Origin of the sequence: Salmonella sp. SJTUF14076, assembly GCF_015534835.1 — a bacterium.
GTDB lineage: Bacteria > Pseudomonadota > Gammaproteobacteria > Enterobacterales > Enterobacteriaceae > Salmonella > Salmonella enterica.
The window spans coordinates 169,549-185,620 of sequence record NZ_CP064674.1; the positions used below are offsets into that span (position 1 = coordinate 169,549).

Sequence of the window (16,072 nt, forward strand, 5' to 3'; positions counted from 1 at the left end):
TCGATATCCCTCTCCCGCCAGGAGAGGGCCACCAACAGCCAGGCATTTTCATGACAAGCGAAACGCGTACACTCTACAGCCAGCTTCCTGCTATCGATCGTTTATTGCACGATAGCGCTTTTCTTTCTCTGCGCGATCGGTATGGCCATACCCAGGTGGTTGATCTGCTTAGGCGGATGCTTGACGACGCGCGCGACGTCATCCGGAATACGCAAACACTTCCCGACTGGTACGCAGACTGGGCGCAAGAGGCGAAACTCCGGCTGGAAAATGCGGCGCAAAGCGCGCTGCGCCCGGTGATTAACCTGACGGGGACGGTGTTGCACACCAATCTTGGCCGCGCATTGCAGGCGCAAGAAGCGATTGAGGCGGTAACGCAGGCGATGCGCGCGCCGGTGACGCTGGAATACGATTTGGATGGTGCCGGGCGGGGGCATCGCGACCGGGCATTGGCGACGCTGTTATGCCGTATCACCGGGGCGGAGGACGCCTGTATCGTCAATAACAATGCGGCGGCGGTATTGCTGATGTTGGCGGCGACCGCCAGCGGCAAAGAGGTGGTGGTTTCGCGTGGCGAGCTGGTCGAAATCGGCGGCGCGTTTCGTATTCCGGATGTTATGCGCCAGGCGGGCTGTACGCTGCATGAAGTGGGCACCACCAACCGGACGCACGCGAAAGATTACCGTCAGGCGGTAAATGAAAATACCGGGCTGTTGATGAAGGTGCATACCAGTAATTACAGCATTGAAGGCTTTACCAAAACGGTAGAGGAAGCGGAACTGGCGGAAATCGGGCGAGAGCTGGATATTCCGGTGGTGGCGGATCTGGGCAGCGGTTCGCTGGTGGATTTAAGCCAATATGGCTTACCCAAAGAGCCGATGCCGCAGCAGCTCATTGCCGCAGGCGTCAGCCTGGTAAGCTTCTCCGGCGATAAGTTGTTGGGCGGGCCGCAGGCCGGGATCATCGTCGGCAAAAAAGCGATGATTGCCCAACTGCAAAGCCATCCGCTGAAACGAGCCCTGCGTGCGGATAAAATGACGCTGGCGGCGCTGGAGGCAACGTTACGTCTGTATCTGCACCCGGAAGCGTTGGCGGAGAAATTACCCACCCTGCGTCTGTTAACTCGCAGTGAAGCGTCGATTCGCGAACAAGCGCAGCGGTTACAGGCGCGGCTGGCGGCACGTTACGGCGATGAATTTGCGCTGGAGGTTAAACCCTGCCTGTCGCAAATCGGCAGCGGTTCATTACCAGTAGACCGCCTTCCCAGCGCCGCCATGACCTTTACCCCGCACGACGGGCGCGGTAGTCGGCTGGAGGCGCTGGCGGCCCGCTGGCGCATGCTGCCTGTACCGGTCATTGGCCGAATTTATGATGGCCGTTTATGGCTGGATATGCGCTGTCTTGAAGACGAAAGCCGGTTTATGGAGATGATGCTGAAATGATTATTGCAACTGCCGGACACGTAGACCACGGTAAAACGACGTTGCTCCAGGCGATTACCGGGGTCAATGCCGATCGCCTGCCGGAAGAGAAAAAACGCGGGATGACTATCGATCTGGGCTACGCCTATTGGCCGCAGCCGGATGGTCGTGTGCTGGGCTTTATCGATGTGCCTGGGCATGAAAAATTCCTCTCTAACATGCTGGCGGGCGTAGGCGGTATCGATCACGCTTTGCTGGTGGTCGCCTGTGATGACGGCGTCATGGAGCAAACGCGCGAGCATTTACAGATCCTGCAACTGACGGGCAATCTCCAGCTCACCGTCGCGCTGACCAAAGCCGATCGCGTGGACGAGGCGCGTATCAGTGAAGTACGTGAAGAGGTGCTGGCGGCGCTCGACAACTATGGCTTCGCCGATACCGTTTTATTTGTCACCGCCGCCAATGAAGGACGCGGTATTGCAGAACTTCGTGCTCATTTACAGCAGCTTCCTGCACGTTTACACGCCGCGCAGCATCGCTTCCGTCTGGCTATCGACCGTGCGTTTACGGTGAAAGGGGCGGGACTGGTAGTGACCGGAACGGCGTTGAGCGGAGAGGTAAACGTGGGCGATACGCTATGGTTGACCGGCGTTAATACGCCGATGCGCGTACGAAGTCTACACGCGCAAAATCAGCCCACCGACCATGCGTATGCCGGGCAGCGTATTGCGCTCAATATTGCGGGCGATGCGGAGAAGGAGCAGCTTAACCGCGGCGACTGGCTGCTTTCCGATGCGCCGGTGGGGGAAGCTTTTCCCCGGGTGATCGTTTCTCTGGCGCTTCATGCGCCGCTTTCCCAATGGCAGCCGCTACATATTCACCATGCCGCCAGCCATGTGACCGGTCGCGTCTCTTTGCTGGAAGGCGGGCTGGCCGAGCTGATCTTTGATACGCCGTTGTGGCTGGCCGATAATGACAGACTGGTGCTGCGTGATATTTCCGCACGCGCCACCCTTGCCGGCGCACGCGTGGTGACGCTTAAGGCGCCGCGTCGCGGTAAACGTAAACCAGATTATTTGCACTGGCTTTCAACGCTTGCCGACGCGCAGGACGATAGCGCGGCGTTGGCCATTCATCTGGAACGCGGCGCCGTCAACCTGCCGGATTTCGGTTGGGCGCGTCAGCTTAATCCTCTCGGTATGCGTCAGCTTATTGAGCAACATGGTTTTATCCAGGCCGGAGACAATCTGTTAAGCGCGCCCGTCGCCGCCCGCTGGCAGCGTAAGATTCTTGATACGCTGGCGACCTACCACGAACAGCACCGCGATGAACCGGGGCCGGGACGCGAGCGTTTACGCCGCATGGCCCTGCCAATGGAAGATGAAGCGCTGGTCCTGATGCTGATCGAGCGGATGCGCGACGACGGCCTGATTCATAGCCATCACGGTTGGTTGCATCTGCCGGATCATAAAGCGGGATTTAGCGATGAGCAGCAGGCCGTCTGGCAAAAAGTCGAACCGCTATTTGGCGATGAGCCCTGGTGGGTACGCGATCTGGCGAAAGAGACCGGAACGGAAGAACAATTGATGCGGCTGGTGCTGCGACAGGCGGCACAGCAAGGCATCATTACCGCGATCGTAAAAGATCGGTACTATCGTAACGATCGGATTGTCGCTTTCGCCAATATGATCCGCGAGCTGGATCAAGAGAGAGGATCAACCTGTGCGGCGGATTTTCGCGACAGGTTGAATGTAGGGCGGAAACTGGCTATTCAGATCCTTGAATATTTTGACCGGATTGGATTTACACGACGTCGTGGGAATGATCATTTATTACGTGATGCGTTATTATTTCCGCAAAAAGAATGAAATGGTTAAATTAAATAACAAATGAAGCAATACAATTATTGCGTTGCTTTTTATTTTTCTGGCTTCTTAAAATAGCCAGCGTGAACCTGTTATCAGAATAATTTTGCCCGTATTCTTTGCGCCTTATTCAGGCGACTCACGATGAGATTGTGGAACTTTATCGCACGGCGATGTAACGCCTTTGCCCGGTGGCGCGGACGCTTACCGGGCCTGCGTAGACGATGCAGGCCGGATAAGGCGTAACACGTTAGCTTCGATCGAGCTTTTGCTGCGCCAGCCAGACGGCGCCCAGCCTGCCCGCCTGATTTCCCAGTTGGCAGGGCTGAATCGGCACCTGGAGCGCCTCCCACATTTCAAACGTTTCAAGATGCCGTGTCAGGAGCGGGTAGAGCTTTTCCTGTTCGCTAATTCCTCCGCCGATCAGCACCACGCCCGGATCAAACATAGAGATCACGCTGTAAACGCCGCGTGACAGATAACGCGCCCAGTCATTGACCGCCTCACGCAGATGAACATCGGTCGCCATTCGTTCGAAGATCACATCCGCAGGCGGCATCTCTTCGGCAGGCAGCGCCAGCGCCTGGCGGCACGACGCCATTAATCCGCTGGTTGACGCGATTTTATGCATACTTTCGCCATTGTTCCCGACCGGCATGACGCCGAATTCACCGGCGTGAAAATGCGCGCCGCGATACAGTTCCCGTCCGACGATAATACCGCCGCCAATGCCGGTTCCAATGGTGATACAGACCATGTTTTCATAATGCTGCCCGGCGCCTCGCCACATTTCGCCCAGCGCCGCACAGTTCGCGTCGTTCTCCACGACCAGCGGCAGATCGGTTAGCCCGCTGAACAACTCCATCAGGTTGACATCATCCAGGTAAGCCAGCGCGCCCGCTTTTGCCGCATGACCGTTATGGGGATTAATATGGCCGGGGAAACTGACCCCGATTGCCGCAATGTCATAGTCCTGTTGGCAACGCGCCACCACATCCTGCCATTTGCGGGTAAACGTGGAGGCGTCCTCTGGCGTATCGAATTGATGATGGGTTAATTCTTCGCCGTCACTGTTAATCACGCCATATTTGACGTGAGTTCCTCCCACATCAATACCGATATATTGCTGCATAGTGTTCTCCGTACGTTAAACAGGCACCTGTTTAGTATGGCTAAAACCAGACGGGGAAACGTAAAGGAAAGTAATTCGTGATTGCTGTCGTAAAGCGGGAAACCATTGGCGAAAAATTCACCAGTACCGTCTACCCTTGTGGAGTACCTTTACAATAAGGAGTTGGTCATGACGAACAATCCCCCTTCAACACGTATTCAGCCAGGTGAATACGGGTACCCACTGAAGTTAAAAGCCCGCTATGACAATTTTATTGGCGGTGACTGGGTTGCGCCCGCCGACGGCGAATATTATCAAAACCTGACGCCAGTGACCGGCCAGCCGCTATGTGAAGTCGCTTCCTCCGGTAAAAAAGATATCGATTTAGCGCTCGACGCCGCGCATAAGGCGAAAGATAAGTGGGCGCATACGTCAGTACAAGACCGTGCCGCTATCTTGTTTAAGATCGCCGATCGGATGGAACAAAACCTCGAACTGTTGGCGACAGCGGAAACCTGGGATAACGGTAAACCGATTCGTGAAACCAGCGCCGCCGACGTACCGCTGGCGATCGATCATTTCCGCTATTTCGCCTCCTGTATACGTGCGCAGGAGGGCGGGATCAGCGAAGTTGATAGCGAAACCGTGGCCTACCATTTTCACGAACCGCTTGGCGTCGTGGGGCAGATAATTCCGTGGAACTTTCCGTTGTTGATGGCAAGCTGGAAAATGGCGCCAGCGCTGGCGGCGGGTAACTGCGTGGTGCTTAAACCGGCACGCCTGACGCCGCTTTCCGTTTTGCTGTTGATGGAAATCATTGGCGATCTGTTACCGCCGGGCGTCGTCAACGTCGTGAACGGCGCGGGCGGCGAGATTGGCGAGTATCTGGCGACCTCGAAACGTATCGCGAAGGTGGCGTTTACCGGTTCGACGGAAGTGGGTCAACAGATCATGCAGTACGCCACGCAGAATATTATTCCGGTGACGCTGGAGTTAGGCGGCAAGTCGCCAAATATCTTCTTCGCCGACGTGATGGATGAGGAAGATGCGTTCTTTGATAAAGCGCTGGAGGGATTTGCCCTGTTTGCCTTTAACCAGGGCGAGGTGTGTACCTGTCCAAGCCGTGCGCTGGTCCAGGAGTCCATCTATGAGCGCTTTATGGAGCGCGCTATTCGCCGGGTAGAGAGCATTCGCAGCGGGAACCCGCTAGATAGCGGTACACAGATGGGGGCGCAGGTCTCCCACGGCCAGCTTGAGACTATCCTCAATTATATCGATATCGGTAAAAAAGAGGGGGCCGATATTCTGACCGGTGGGCGACGCAAGGAGCTGGATGGCGAACTTAAAGAGGGCTATTACCTTGAGCCTACTATCCTGTTTGGTAAGAACAATATGCGCGTCTTTCAGGAGGAGATCTTTGGCCCGGTGCTGGCGGTAACCACCTTTAAAACCATGGAGGAGGCGCTGGAAATCGCTAACGATACCCAATACGGCCTGGGCGCTGGCGTCTGGAGCCGCAACGGCAATCTGGCCTATAAGATGGGGCGCGGCATTCAGGCCGGGCGCGTGTGGACCAACTGCTATCACGCCTATCCGGCACATGCGGCGTTTGGCGGCTATAAACAGTCGGGCATCGGGCGCGAAACGCATAAGATGATGCTGGAACACTACCAGCAAACCAAGTGCCTGCTGGTGAGCTATTCCGATAAGCCGCTGGGGCTGTTCTGACGCAAGAGGTAATGCCCGATGGCGCTGCGCTTATCGGGCCTACCGCATTGATATCAGCCTGGTGGTAATGCCCGATGGCGCTTCGCTTATCAGGCCTACCGCATTGATATTAGCCTAGTGGTAATGCCCGATGGCACTTCGCTTATCGGGCCTACCGCGTTGATATTAGCCTGGTGGTAATGCCCGATGGCGCTTCGCTTATCGGGCCTACAAAAATTCATCGCAATATACTGATATTGCAAATCTTGTAGGCCGGATAAGGCGCAGCCGCCATCCGGCACAGTGTTACCGCTCGTTAACCCAAATCCGCATTTCGCCCTCGCCACGGTTGGCCCAGCTAAACCACGGAATGAACGTTAGCGTCTGCGGCTGGCGCGATGACGGCGCGTTATCGTAGTGCCACAACGCCTGATGCTGCGCATCTGGGGCGCTTTGCTTCTCGCCTTCAGCCTGAATCAGCATCTTATGCGCAAAAATCCCTTTGCCCTCAAAGACCCGGAATTCACTCTCTTTCGGTAGCCACAGATTATGCAGTTCTTCGCCGTTATCGGCCTGCTCAAGGCAATAGACCAGCGGCCCGCGCTGAATAGCGACCTTACCGGCGACGTGACGCGCCAGCGGATTGCCATACACGCGGCGAACCGGCATCGGCAGCGTCAGGCTTATCGTATCGCCCTCCTGCCAGGTTCGACGGATATGCAGATAACCTTTGCGAATATCCTGCTCCACTTCCAGCCCGTTGAGCGTCACTTTTGCCTCAGGGCACCAGTCCGGCAGGCGTAGCGCCAGTGTGTGACGTACCGGCTGCACAGAGTCGATGGTGATCTTCACCTGCTCTTGCCACGGGTAGTTCCCGCTGATTCGCAGTTTGAGCGCGCCATTTTCAACGGGTATTTCCATGCTGTTACCCACGTACATATTGATGTACAGCGCATCCGCACGCGGCGTGTAGATGTAGTGACCAAGGGAGGTGAGCACGCGGGCGATGTTCGGCGGGCAGCAGGCGCAGCCAAACCAGCGCTGGCGGATGGGCTTAACGTGATCGTAAATATGGTTGAATTTTAACGATTTTGGATGCACTTCCAGCGGGTTGACGTAGAAGAAATGCTTGCCATCGAGCGCCATACCACCGAGGACGGTGTTGTACAGCGCGCGCTCCATCACGTCGGCGTACTGGCTATCGGCTTCCATTTCCAGCATCCGGCGGGCGAACATCATCAGGCCGATTGAAGCGCAACTTTCCGCATAGACCGAATCATTCGGTAAATCGTAATCGCTGCTAAAGGATTCGCCGCTGCTCTGCGAGCCAATCCCGCCGGTGATATACAGCTGACGCTGCGCCATATTTTTCCACAGGCGCAGGCAGTCCTGGCGTTTGCCTTCATCGTTGCTCAGGCGAGCGAGATGCGCCACGCCGGTCATCAGATAGACAAAACGTACCGCGTGGCCAATGGCCGTCTGCTGCTGCGAAATTGGCAGATGCGCCTGGCTGTAGGCTTTGTCTTTGACCATCCACGCCGGGCCGTAGGTATGCCAGTACGAGGTCTGGCCGCGTTTTTCGTACTCTTCGTCGTAGAAGTGCGGTTGGGCGCCGCGCTGCCCGATAAAGTAGCTTGCCAGAGCCATATAGCGCGGCTGCTCTGTTACCTCATACAGACGCATCAGCGCCAGCTCAATTTCCGGGTGGCCCGGATAGCCGTGCAGCTGATTTTCGCCAGGGCCGAAAGTGCTGTCGATATGATCGGCCAGGCGACAAACGACGTCTAGCAGCCGACGCTTGCCGGTGGCCTGAAAGAAGGCGACGCCCGCTTCAATCAGATGCCCGGCGCAATAAAGCTCATGGCACTCCGCCAGGTTGCTCCAGCGTTCTTGCGGGGCTTTTGCCGTAAAGTACGTATTGAGATAGCCATCGTCACACTGCGCGGCGGCCACCAGTTCAATCACCTCATCGGCGGTTTTCTCAAGCGCTGGATCGGGCTTCTGGCACAGTGACCAGGCAACCGCTTCCAGCCATTTCGCCACGTCGCTGTCCTGAAAGACCATGCCGTAAAAGTCGCCCGTCTGCTGGCCTGCGGCAATGCGGAAATTTTCAATGGCATGGCTGGGTTCAGCCTCTGGAATACGATCGTTTAACGCATCCCACTGGTAAGGAATAACCACATCGCGAACCAGTTGTTGATACTGTCCGAGGAACGGATCGCTGACCGTCAGTTTATGCAGATCGACTTCCAGTACGTTCATTTCGTGCTCCTTAAGGCTGTAGAGGTCATAGATATTCCTCGCTGACGGGGTATTTTATGGCAGTAATTTTTATTTTCGCGTTATGACCTGATTCATTTTGCCCAGATAGCGGTGAGCGACAAGGCGATAAAAGAGTAAAAAAAGATGACGATTCCGACCCGCATTTAAAAATGTGAGATGGATCGAGTGAAATGACTATTTTTAGTTAATAATCAAAAGCTAATATGAAATACGGTGCTGAATGAGCGGGAAATGACATATTAATGCTCGAATTATCCATAACATTACCGATTAAAGTCCAAAACGGCGGATTATTTATTTCTCGCGGCATTGGGCGTCATCCTGCCAGGCGTCTGCAATCGTGGGAAATTATATTTGTGGAAAAAGGCTGCCTGAAAATTCAGGAAGAAGAATGTGTTTTCTGTGTCGAAGCCGGGGAAAGCCTGTTGCTTTGGCCGCATCGCCGCCATATTGGCGTTGAGGAGTTTCCCGCCGATCTTAAATTTTACTGGCTCCATTTTGAGGTCAAAGCGCCGGACAGTGACCCGCGCTGGCTGACGCATCTTTCCGTGCCGCAGCATACCCAGGTTGCCGATCCGCAGGCGCTGATTGCGCTTTTTCGCCAGTTTATGAACGAGCAGGAAAAGCACCAGCGCAGCCCGGCGCTGGAGTTCATTGTGCTGCTGATTTTGCAGCAGCTCACCGTTGACGCCCGGCAGAATGAAAACGCCGAGGCCGCTGGCGTGTCGCTGGCCTGGAAAGTACAGCAGTTGATTCGAACGCACTATCACCTGCCGCTTTCCAGCTCGGTTCTGGCGAAAGAACTGCATTGCAATGTGGATTATCTGGGACGCGTTTATCGGCGGGTATTTCACCTTACGCTAACGGAAGCCATCCACCGCCAGCGGGTGCGCGAGGCGGAAAAGTTGCTGATTAGCGACGCGCGTTCGTTAAAAGAGGTGGCGGAGCGGTGCGGTTTTAATGACGTTGGTTACTTTCGCCAGATCTTCCGCAAGCACACCGGCCTGACGCCTACCGCCTGGAAGCGGCGCTACAGTAAGGAACACGTTAATTCTTGAGTATAATCTTTGGCCCTCTGACAACGCGGTTGCAAACTGAATGTCCGATGGCGCTTTGCTTATCGGGCCTACAAGAGTTCATCACAACGTATTGATATTGCACATCTTGTAGGTCGGATAAGGCGCAGCCGCCATCCGACACAGGCTGTGACTGCCGGTATTACTGCCCGTAATAGGCATTCGCGCCATGTTTACGCAGATAGTGTTTATCGAGCAGTTCAGGTTGCATATCCGGTAGCTGCGGGGCCAGCTGGCGCGAAAACAGCCCCATATAGGCGCACTCCTCAAGCACCACGGCGTTGTGGACGGCATCAGCGGCATTTTTACCCCAGGCAAACGGGCCGTGCGAATGAACCAATACCGCCGGGATTTGCGCCGGATCCAGACCGCGCTCTTCAAAGGTTTTAATAATCACCTCGCCGGTCTGATACTCGTACTCGCCGTTAATCTCCTCAACGGTCATCAGTCGGGTACAGGGGATCGCGCCATAGAAATAGTCGGCGTGGGTGGTGCCCCAGGCGGGCAGATCGAGCCCGGCCTGCGACCAGATCGTCGCATGGCGGGAATGGGTATGCACGATCCCACCGATCTGCGGATAGCGGCGATAGAGCGCCAGATGGGTCGCGGTATCGGACGACGGTTTTTTGTTGCCTTCAACGACCTTACCGCTGGCGATCTCTACCACCACCATATCGTCGGCGGTCATCACCTCATATTCGACGCCGGAAGGCTTAATGACCATCAGCTTGCGCATCTCATCGACCGCGCTGACGTTGCCCCAGGTAAAGGTGACCAGCCCGTGCGCCGGGAGGGCCAGGTTGGCCGCCAGCACCTCGGCTTTCAGTTGCTCTAACATGTGAAACCTCCTTCCTGCATCCGTGATTCAATCCAGCGGCGGGCCTGGATAATTTCCAGCACCGGCTCGCTGGCTTTCTCTGTCCACATCTCAATCAGAAATGAACCGCGATAGTTCAGCTCATGCAGCGTTTTGAAGATGCCGACAAAATCAACGCATCCTTCGCCAAACGGCACGTCGCGGAACTGGCCGGGGCTGTCACCGGTCACCGGCAGCGTGTCTTTCAGGTGGATAGCGGCGATACGGTCGATACCCAGCTTCAGTTCGGCGGTCACGTCGTTCCCCCAGGCGCTGAGGTTGCCGACGTCTGGATAAACGGTGAACCACGGTGACGAAAGCATCTCGTCCCACTTTTTCCACTTGCTGATGGAGTTCATAAACGCGGTATCCATGATCTCCACCGCCAGCATCACCTGCGCCGCTGCGGCCTGTTCCACCGCCCACGCCAGCCCTTCGGCGAAACGCTGCTGGGTGCCTTCGTCGTGCTCTTCGTAATAGACGTCGTAACCTGCCAGCTGGATGGTGCGGATACCGAGATCGCGCGCCAGACGGATGGCTTTGGTCATGATTTCACGCGCCCGCTGGCGTACCGCTTCGTCGCGGCTGCCAAAAGGGAATCGACGATGGGCGGAGAGGCACATCGACGGGATGGCGACGCCGCTTTCCAGCATCGCGTTCACCAGCGAAGCGCGTTGGGCTGGCGTCCACTCGAGGCGAGAAAGACGTTCGTCGGTTTCGTCCACCGACATCTCGACAAAATCAAAACCGCAGCTTTTTGCCAGCACCAGCCGCTCTGGCCAACTGAGATCTTTCGCCAGTGCTTTCTCGTAAATACCTAATGGATGATTACGCATGCTTTTCTCCCCAAATGGCGTCAATTTGGGCGTGGAATTCGGCGGCGACCTGCGCCGGATGGGCGGCACCTGCCAGCGCGCGTCCGGCGATAAATGCCTTGACGTTAATGTCGCGGAACAGCGGCAGATCCGCTGGGGTAATGCCGCCGGTAATCGATAGTTCAAGGCCGATGTCGGACAACGCCTTCATACGCGCCAGGTCCGCTTCGCCCCACTGCTGCCCGCTGGCCTGCGCATCGCGTCCGCGGTGGTAAATCGCCTGGCGAACCCCGACGCGGTACCAGTCTCGGGCGTCGTCCAGCGTCCAGTTGCCGAACAGTTCCATTTGGATTTCACCGCCACAGGATTGCGCGACGGCATGGCCTTTCTCGACGGTCGCGAGCGGCGCGGCGCAGATGATAGTCATCCAGTTAGCGCCAGCGCCAAAAGCCTGCTGCGCCAGGGTTTCACCGGCATCGGCCACTTTCCAGTCGGCGACGATGATTTTTTCCGGGCACTGCGCTCGCAGGGCTTTCACCGCGCTAAGGCCTTCGGTTAAACAAAGGATGGTTCCGGCCTCAACGATATCGACATGATCCTGTAGCAGGGCGACATCGCGTTGGGCTGCCTCCAGACTGGTGTGGTCGAGCGCCAGTTGCAGTAATGGTCGGCTCATAATGCGTGCTCCTTAATACGGGCGTGATAGCCCTGTAGTGCTTCAATCAAATCCTGGTATTGGCGGTATTTGCGCTGGTAGAGGGCGTGCGCGGTCATGTCCGGCAGCAGCGTGCGCACCGGGTGCTGCAGGTCGCGTTGGGCCTCGCGGAAATCGCGATATACGCCGGTGCCGACGCGGGCAGCCAGCGCCGCGCCGAAGCAGCCGGTCTCCTCCACCTGCGGCAGCTCAATGCGTAAACCGCTGACGTCCGCCAGCATCTGCATCCAGACGTCGGAGTGGGCCGGGCCGCCGGTAACGCGCAGGGCGCAAACGTCGGTAAAGCGTTCACGCATGCGGTTGAGGTGGGTCATATGGCTGAAGACCACGCCTTCATAAATCGCCTGCAGCAGGTGGGCGCGGGTGTGCAGCGCCTGCATGCCGTAAAAGCCGCAGGTCATCTCCAGCCCGGCATTGCTGCCGTAGAGAAACGGGAGAAAAAAGAGGTCGCTACCGGCTTTCGGCAGGCTGGCGACCGCCTGGTTGATCTCGTCAAAAGAGAGGTCGCCCCACTGGGCGGTAAACCATTCGAGGTTGCCGGAGGAGGTCGGGCTGGCTTCGTGAACGATATACTGCCCGTCATTGACGTAGCGGCCATAGACGTAAGGATGGGCCTCATGGTCGCGCAGACCGTGAGCGATGCCGCTGGTGACGGCCCAGGTACCCATCACCGCATTGAGCGTTGATTCATCCTCAATACCGGCGCAAAGGGCGGTGGAAACCACATCAAACAGGCCGCCGACGACGGGGGTACCCACTGCCAGACCGGTGATGGCGGCTGCCTGAGCGGTGATCTCCCCGCATATTTCGGCTGAACCCACCACGGGGGGCAGCGCGCTGTCGATTTCACTGATGCCCAGCCACTCGGTCAGAAGCGGGTCGTACTGGCCCGTCGCCATGTTGTAGAGGTTGGACTCGGAGATGTTGCTCTCCTCACAGCCTTTCACGCCGGTTAAGCACCAGCGCAGATAGTCATGCGTCATCATGACGCAGCCTATCTGCGCGTAGCGCTGCGGCTCATTCTCTTTTACCCAGCGTAAAAGGGAGACCGGATGCCCGGTCCACAGGGTTTGCCGGGTCAGCGGGTAGAGTTTTTGCGGAACCGCTTCTTTTTGCCAGCGCTGGACAATTTCCATGGCGCGACGGTCGGAAGAGAGTATCGCTTTACCTAATGGCCGATCGCTTTTATCTAACAGGAACAGGCCCTTACCCTGAGCGGAAATACCCAGACCGCGGATTTGTGAGCCGCTCACCCCCGTGTGCGCCAGCAGTTTGCTGATGACCGAGCCGCACTGTTGCCACAGTTCGGTCATATCGCGTTCAACCCAGCCTGGCTGCGGGCTTAAAGCGTGCAGCGGCAGGCGTTGCACCGCTACTTCCCGGCCTGCGCCATCGTACAACCCGGCTTTTAGCCAACTCCCACCACAATCTAACCCCAGCCAGTAATTGCTCATGACTTATTGCACCTCGTCCACGGCTTTCAGGAGATCAGCGCCCTGCGGGTTGTCTTTCAGGAACATATCGCGCACCTGGCTGCCCAGCGCATCGCTGAAGGCTTTACGGTCGATATCAGTCAGGACTTCAACTCCGGCTTCTTTCATGCCATCGATAATTTTTTGCTGATCTTCGGCGACCAGTTTGCGCTGATAGTCACCCGCTTCTTTGGCGGAACTCAGCAGTGCCTCCTGGAACTGCGGGCTTAAAGCGTCGAATTTGGCTTTATTGATCACCAGCAGCAGAGGCGAATAGGCGTGATGAGTGAGGGAGAGGTATTTCTGTACCTCATAGAATTTCGCTGACCATACGACGTTGATAGGGTGTTCCTGGGCATCAATCGTACGGGTTTCGAGGCCGGTATAGACTTCGGAGAACGGCATCGGAATAGGGTTCGCGCCGAAGATTTTAAAGGCCGCGATATTCATTGGGCTGTTGTTAGTGCGGATTTTTAAGCCTTTCAAATCGCCCGGCGTTTTTACCGGCGCGCGGGAGTTGGTGACGTCGCGCCAGCCGTTTTCCCAGTAGGCCAGCACTTTTAACCCTTTTGAATCGAGTGATTTTTTCAGTTCATCGCCGACTTTGCCGTCGAGCGTTTTATGCGCATGCGCGGTATCGCGAAACAGGAAGGGTACATCAAGTAAGTTGAATACAGGGGCCAGGCCGGTGAAATTGTTCGAACCGGACATTTCCATATCAATGGTTCCGCCGCGCACCCCGCTGATCATTGCCTGGGCGTTACCTAATGTGCTGTCAGGAAAGAGTTTTAGCGTTAATTCGCCGTTGGTTTTTTCTTTTAATAATTCGTTAAATTTTTTCGCGGCAATATGTTGGGAGTCAGTTTGCGGTGTTTCATAACCAAAACGTAAAGATTGCGCCGCCAGAGACGACACGCTGAAAACCGTCAGACCAGCTATCAATAATGAACGAGCAATAACGTGTAATTTCATAATATTATCCTTTAATTAATCCATTTAAGCGGTGTGATAATTAGCTCGGGAATAAAAATAAATAAAACCAGCAGCGACATCAGTACGACAACGTAAGGGAATACACCTCTTACCGCGTCATCAAATTTCAATTTTGCTACCCCGGAAATAACGTTGAGGACGTTGCCAACGGGCGGTGTGATTAATCCAATAGAGCAGTTAATAATGAACATGACGCCGAAATAAATCGGATCAATATTGGCTTCTTTAACTAATGGCAATAATACAGGGGTAAGAATTAACACCGTTGGCGTTAAATCCATCACCATACCGACGACCATAATTGAGATCATAATGACGATAAATAAGAGTCGCGGAGAGTCGACCAGCGGCTGCAGCAAATCTGACACCATCATAGGTAATTCCGCGATCGTAATCAGCCAGGCGGATACCTGGGCCGCGGCCACCAGAAACATGACGACTGACGTCGTTTTGGCGGCATTGACCAGCACGTGGTAGAGACTGGAAAACGTTAATTCCCGATAGATAACCACGGCGACAAAGAGGGCGTAAAAGGCGGCAACCGCCCCTGCCTCCGTTGGCGTGAAAAGTCCGGAACGGAAGCCGCCGATAATAATCACCGGTAAAAACAGCGCCCAGATACCTGAAACCAATGATTGCCAGATTTCACGCGGTGTTGCTTTGGGCTGAGAAGGGAGATTTAATCGCCCGGCCTGCCACCACCAGGTGAGCATAAGCGCCGCGCCCATCATGATGCCCGGTGCGATCCCGGCCATAAACAGCTTGCTGATCGACAAGCCGCTGGAAACGCCGAAGATAATAAAAGGAATCGAGGGGGGAATAATGGGCGCAATGATCCCGCCGGAAGCGATTAACCCAACGGAGCGGTTGATCGGGTAGTTTGCGGAGCGCATCATCGGCACCAGCAGCGCGGCGACCGCAGCGGTATCTGCTACCGCAGAGCCGGAAAGGCTGGCCATAATCATTGCCGCAATAACGCCCACGTAGCCCAGGCCGCCGGGCTTATGGCCGACCAGCTTCATCGGCAGGTCGACAATTCGCTTTGACAGGCCGCCCGCGTTCATGATTTCACCGGCCAAAACAAAAAAGGGAATGGCCAGCAGGGAGAAACTGTCCGCGCCGTTAACCAGGGTTTGCGCCATAATCTGTACGTCAAACATATCCAGGTATGCCATCAGAGCAGCGCCGCAAAGCAGCAGCGACCAGGCGATGGGTAAACCTATCGCGATCCCGCCGAGCAGGCAGCAGAGAAATATCACCACGGCCATGATTAGGCTCCTTGCTGTGGTTGTTGAAAGGAATCGTTATGCGTTATTAAGTGATAAAGCCGACGCAGCTCGATTAACGCGATGGCAACGCTTGTGGGCAAACAGGCGATATACATCAGGCCGATCGGTAAACCGAGGATTGGCGAGTGATCGCTCCAGTCCTGCAACGCTTTTTGCAGGCTGCCCCAGCCTAATGCGAGGCATAACAATAAAATCAGCGAATGCGTCAGCAGCGAGAGTCGACGCTGATTCGCTGGCGAAAGTTTTTCCACCACAAAAGTGACCTGAACGTGAGCGTTATCCATAAATGCAACGATGGCGCCAATAAACGTCAGCCATACAAATAGATAACGTGATAGTTCATCTACCGACAAAATACTGCTCTCAAAACCGTAACGTAAAATAACATTAATAAATACAATGCAGGAAAGTACGGCAATTAATACCGCAAGTATGCCCTCAAGTACCCGCTTCATAACGACTCCATCAG

At 55.7% G+C, this 16,072-nt stretch carries 13 protein-coding genes; 4 read left to right on the forward strand and 9 right to left on the reverse strand.

All coding sequences use genetic code 11. The features are described 5' to 3' along the window. The first annotated feature begins 50 nt into the window (after window positions 1-50). On the forward strand, window positions 51-1,442 hold the full coding sequence (gene selA / locus HU143_RS00805) for an L-seryl-tRNA(Sec) selenium transferase (protein WP_000200187.1): 1,392 nt from the start codon (window positions 51-53) through the stop codon (window positions 1,440-1,442). Next, the gene (gene selB, locus HU143_RS00810; RefSeq protein WP_023227139.1) at window positions 1,439-3,289 is read left to right on the forward strand and encodes a selenocysteine-specific translation elongation factor; all 1,851 of its coding nucleotides are present in this window, start codon (window positions 1,439-1,441) and stop codon (window positions 3,287-3,289) included. The genes selA and selB overlap by 4 nt, the downstream gene beginning before the upstream one ends. Window positions 3,290-3,536: 247 nt before the next feature. Here the strand turns inward: selB and HU143_RS00815 are convergent, their stop codons facing one another. Further along, complete coding sequence (locus tag HU143_RS00815) at window positions 3,537-4,418, reverse strand: ROK family protein (RefSeq protein ID WP_001188275.1); 882 nt, start codon at window positions 4,416-4,418, stop codon at window positions 3,537-3,539. 168 nt (window positions 4,419-4,586) lie between these two features. On the opposite strand from HU143_RS00815, the gene aldB reads away from it, so the two are divergent. Next, the gene (gene aldB, locus HU143_RS00820) at window positions 4,587-6,125 is read left to right on the forward strand and encodes an aldehyde dehydrogenase AldB (RefSeq protein WP_000183985.1); all 1,539 of its coding nucleotides are present in this window, start codon (window positions 4,587-4,589) and stop codon (window positions 6,123-6,125) included. Window positions 6,126-6,410: 285 nt separating this feature from the next. Here aldB and HU143_RS00825 read toward each other — a convergent pair whose 3' ends face one another. After that, window positions 6,411-8,366, reverse strand: a complete 1,956-nt coding sequence (locus HU143_RS00825; protein WP_053505613.1) for a glycoside hydrolase family 127 protein — start codon at window positions 8,364-8,366, stop codon at window positions 6,411-6,413. 263 nt (window positions 8,367-8,629) lie between these two features. On the opposite strand from HU143_RS00825, the gene HU143_RS00830 reads away from it, so the two are divergent. After that, on the forward strand, window positions 8,630-9,445 hold the full coding sequence (locus HU143_RS00830; RefSeq protein ID WP_000891808.1) for an AraC family transcriptional regulator: 816 nt from the start codon (window positions 8,630-8,632) through the stop codon (window positions 9,443-9,445). 160 nt (window positions 9,446-9,605) lie between these two features. Here HU143_RS00830 and araD read toward each other — a convergent pair whose 3' ends face one another. Genes araD through yiaM form a run of 7 tightly spaced genes read right to left on the reverse strand, consistent with a single transcriptional unit; the run spans window position 9,606 to window position 16,058 of the window. Then, the gene (araD, locus tag HU143_RS00835) at window positions 9,606-10,301 is read right to left on the reverse strand and encodes an L-ribulose-5-phosphate 4-epimerase (RefSeq protein ID WP_023227137.1); all 696 of its coding nucleotides are present in this window, start codon (window positions 10,299-10,301) and stop codon (window positions 9,606-9,608) included. Continuing rightward, window positions 10,295-11,155 carry an L-ribulose-5-phosphate 3-epimerase gene (locus tag HU143_RS00840; protein ID WP_001244031.1) on the reverse strand — a complete coding sequence of 287 codons (861 nt, stop codon included), beginning with the start codon at window positions 11,153-11,155 and terminating at the stop codon, window positions 10,295-10,297. Before HU143_RS00840 ends, araD begins: the two co-directional genes overlap by 7 nt. Then, complete coding sequence (ulaD, locus tag HU143_RS00845; RefSeq protein WP_000089529.1) at window positions 11,148-11,810, reverse strand: 3-keto-L-gulonate-6-phosphate decarboxylase UlaD; 663 nt, start codon at window positions 11,808-11,810, stop codon at window positions 11,148-11,150. The genes HU143_RS00840 and ulaD overlap by 8 nt, the downstream gene beginning before the upstream one ends. Then, window positions 11,807-13,303 carry an FGGY-family carbohydrate kinase gene (locus HU143_RS00850; protein ID WP_000074079.1) on the reverse strand — a complete coding sequence of 499 codons (1,497 nt, stop codon included), beginning with the start codon at window positions 13,301-13,303 and terminating at the stop codon, window positions 11,807-11,809. Before HU143_RS00850 ends, ulaD begins: the two co-directional genes overlap by 4 nt. Before the next feature lie 3 nt (window positions 13,304-13,306). Further along, window positions 13,307-14,293, reverse strand: a complete 987-nt coding sequence (gene yiaO, locus HU143_RS00855) for a 2,3-diketo-L-gulonate TRAP transporter substrate-binding protein YiaO (RefSeq protein WP_000766337.1) — start codon at window positions 14,291-14,293, stop codon at window positions 13,307-13,309. An 11-nt stretch (window positions 14,294-14,304) separates the two neighbouring features. Further along, window positions 14,305-15,582 (reverse strand): 2,3-diketo-L-gulonate TRAP transporter large permease YiaN, encoded by a 1,278-nt coding sequence (yiaN, locus tag HU143_RS00860; RefSeq protein WP_000301822.1) that lies wholly within the window; start codon window positions 15,580-15,582, stop codon window positions 14,305-14,307. A gap of 2 nt (window positions 15,583-15,584) precedes the next feature. Then, entirely contained in the window at window positions 15,585-16,058 is a 474-nt protein-coding gene (gene yiaM / locus HU143_RS00865) for a 2,3-diketo-L-gulonate TRAP transporter small permease YiaM (RefSeq protein ID WP_000832315.1), read from the reverse strand. Between the last annotated feature and the right edge of the window lie 14 nt (window positions 16,059-16,072).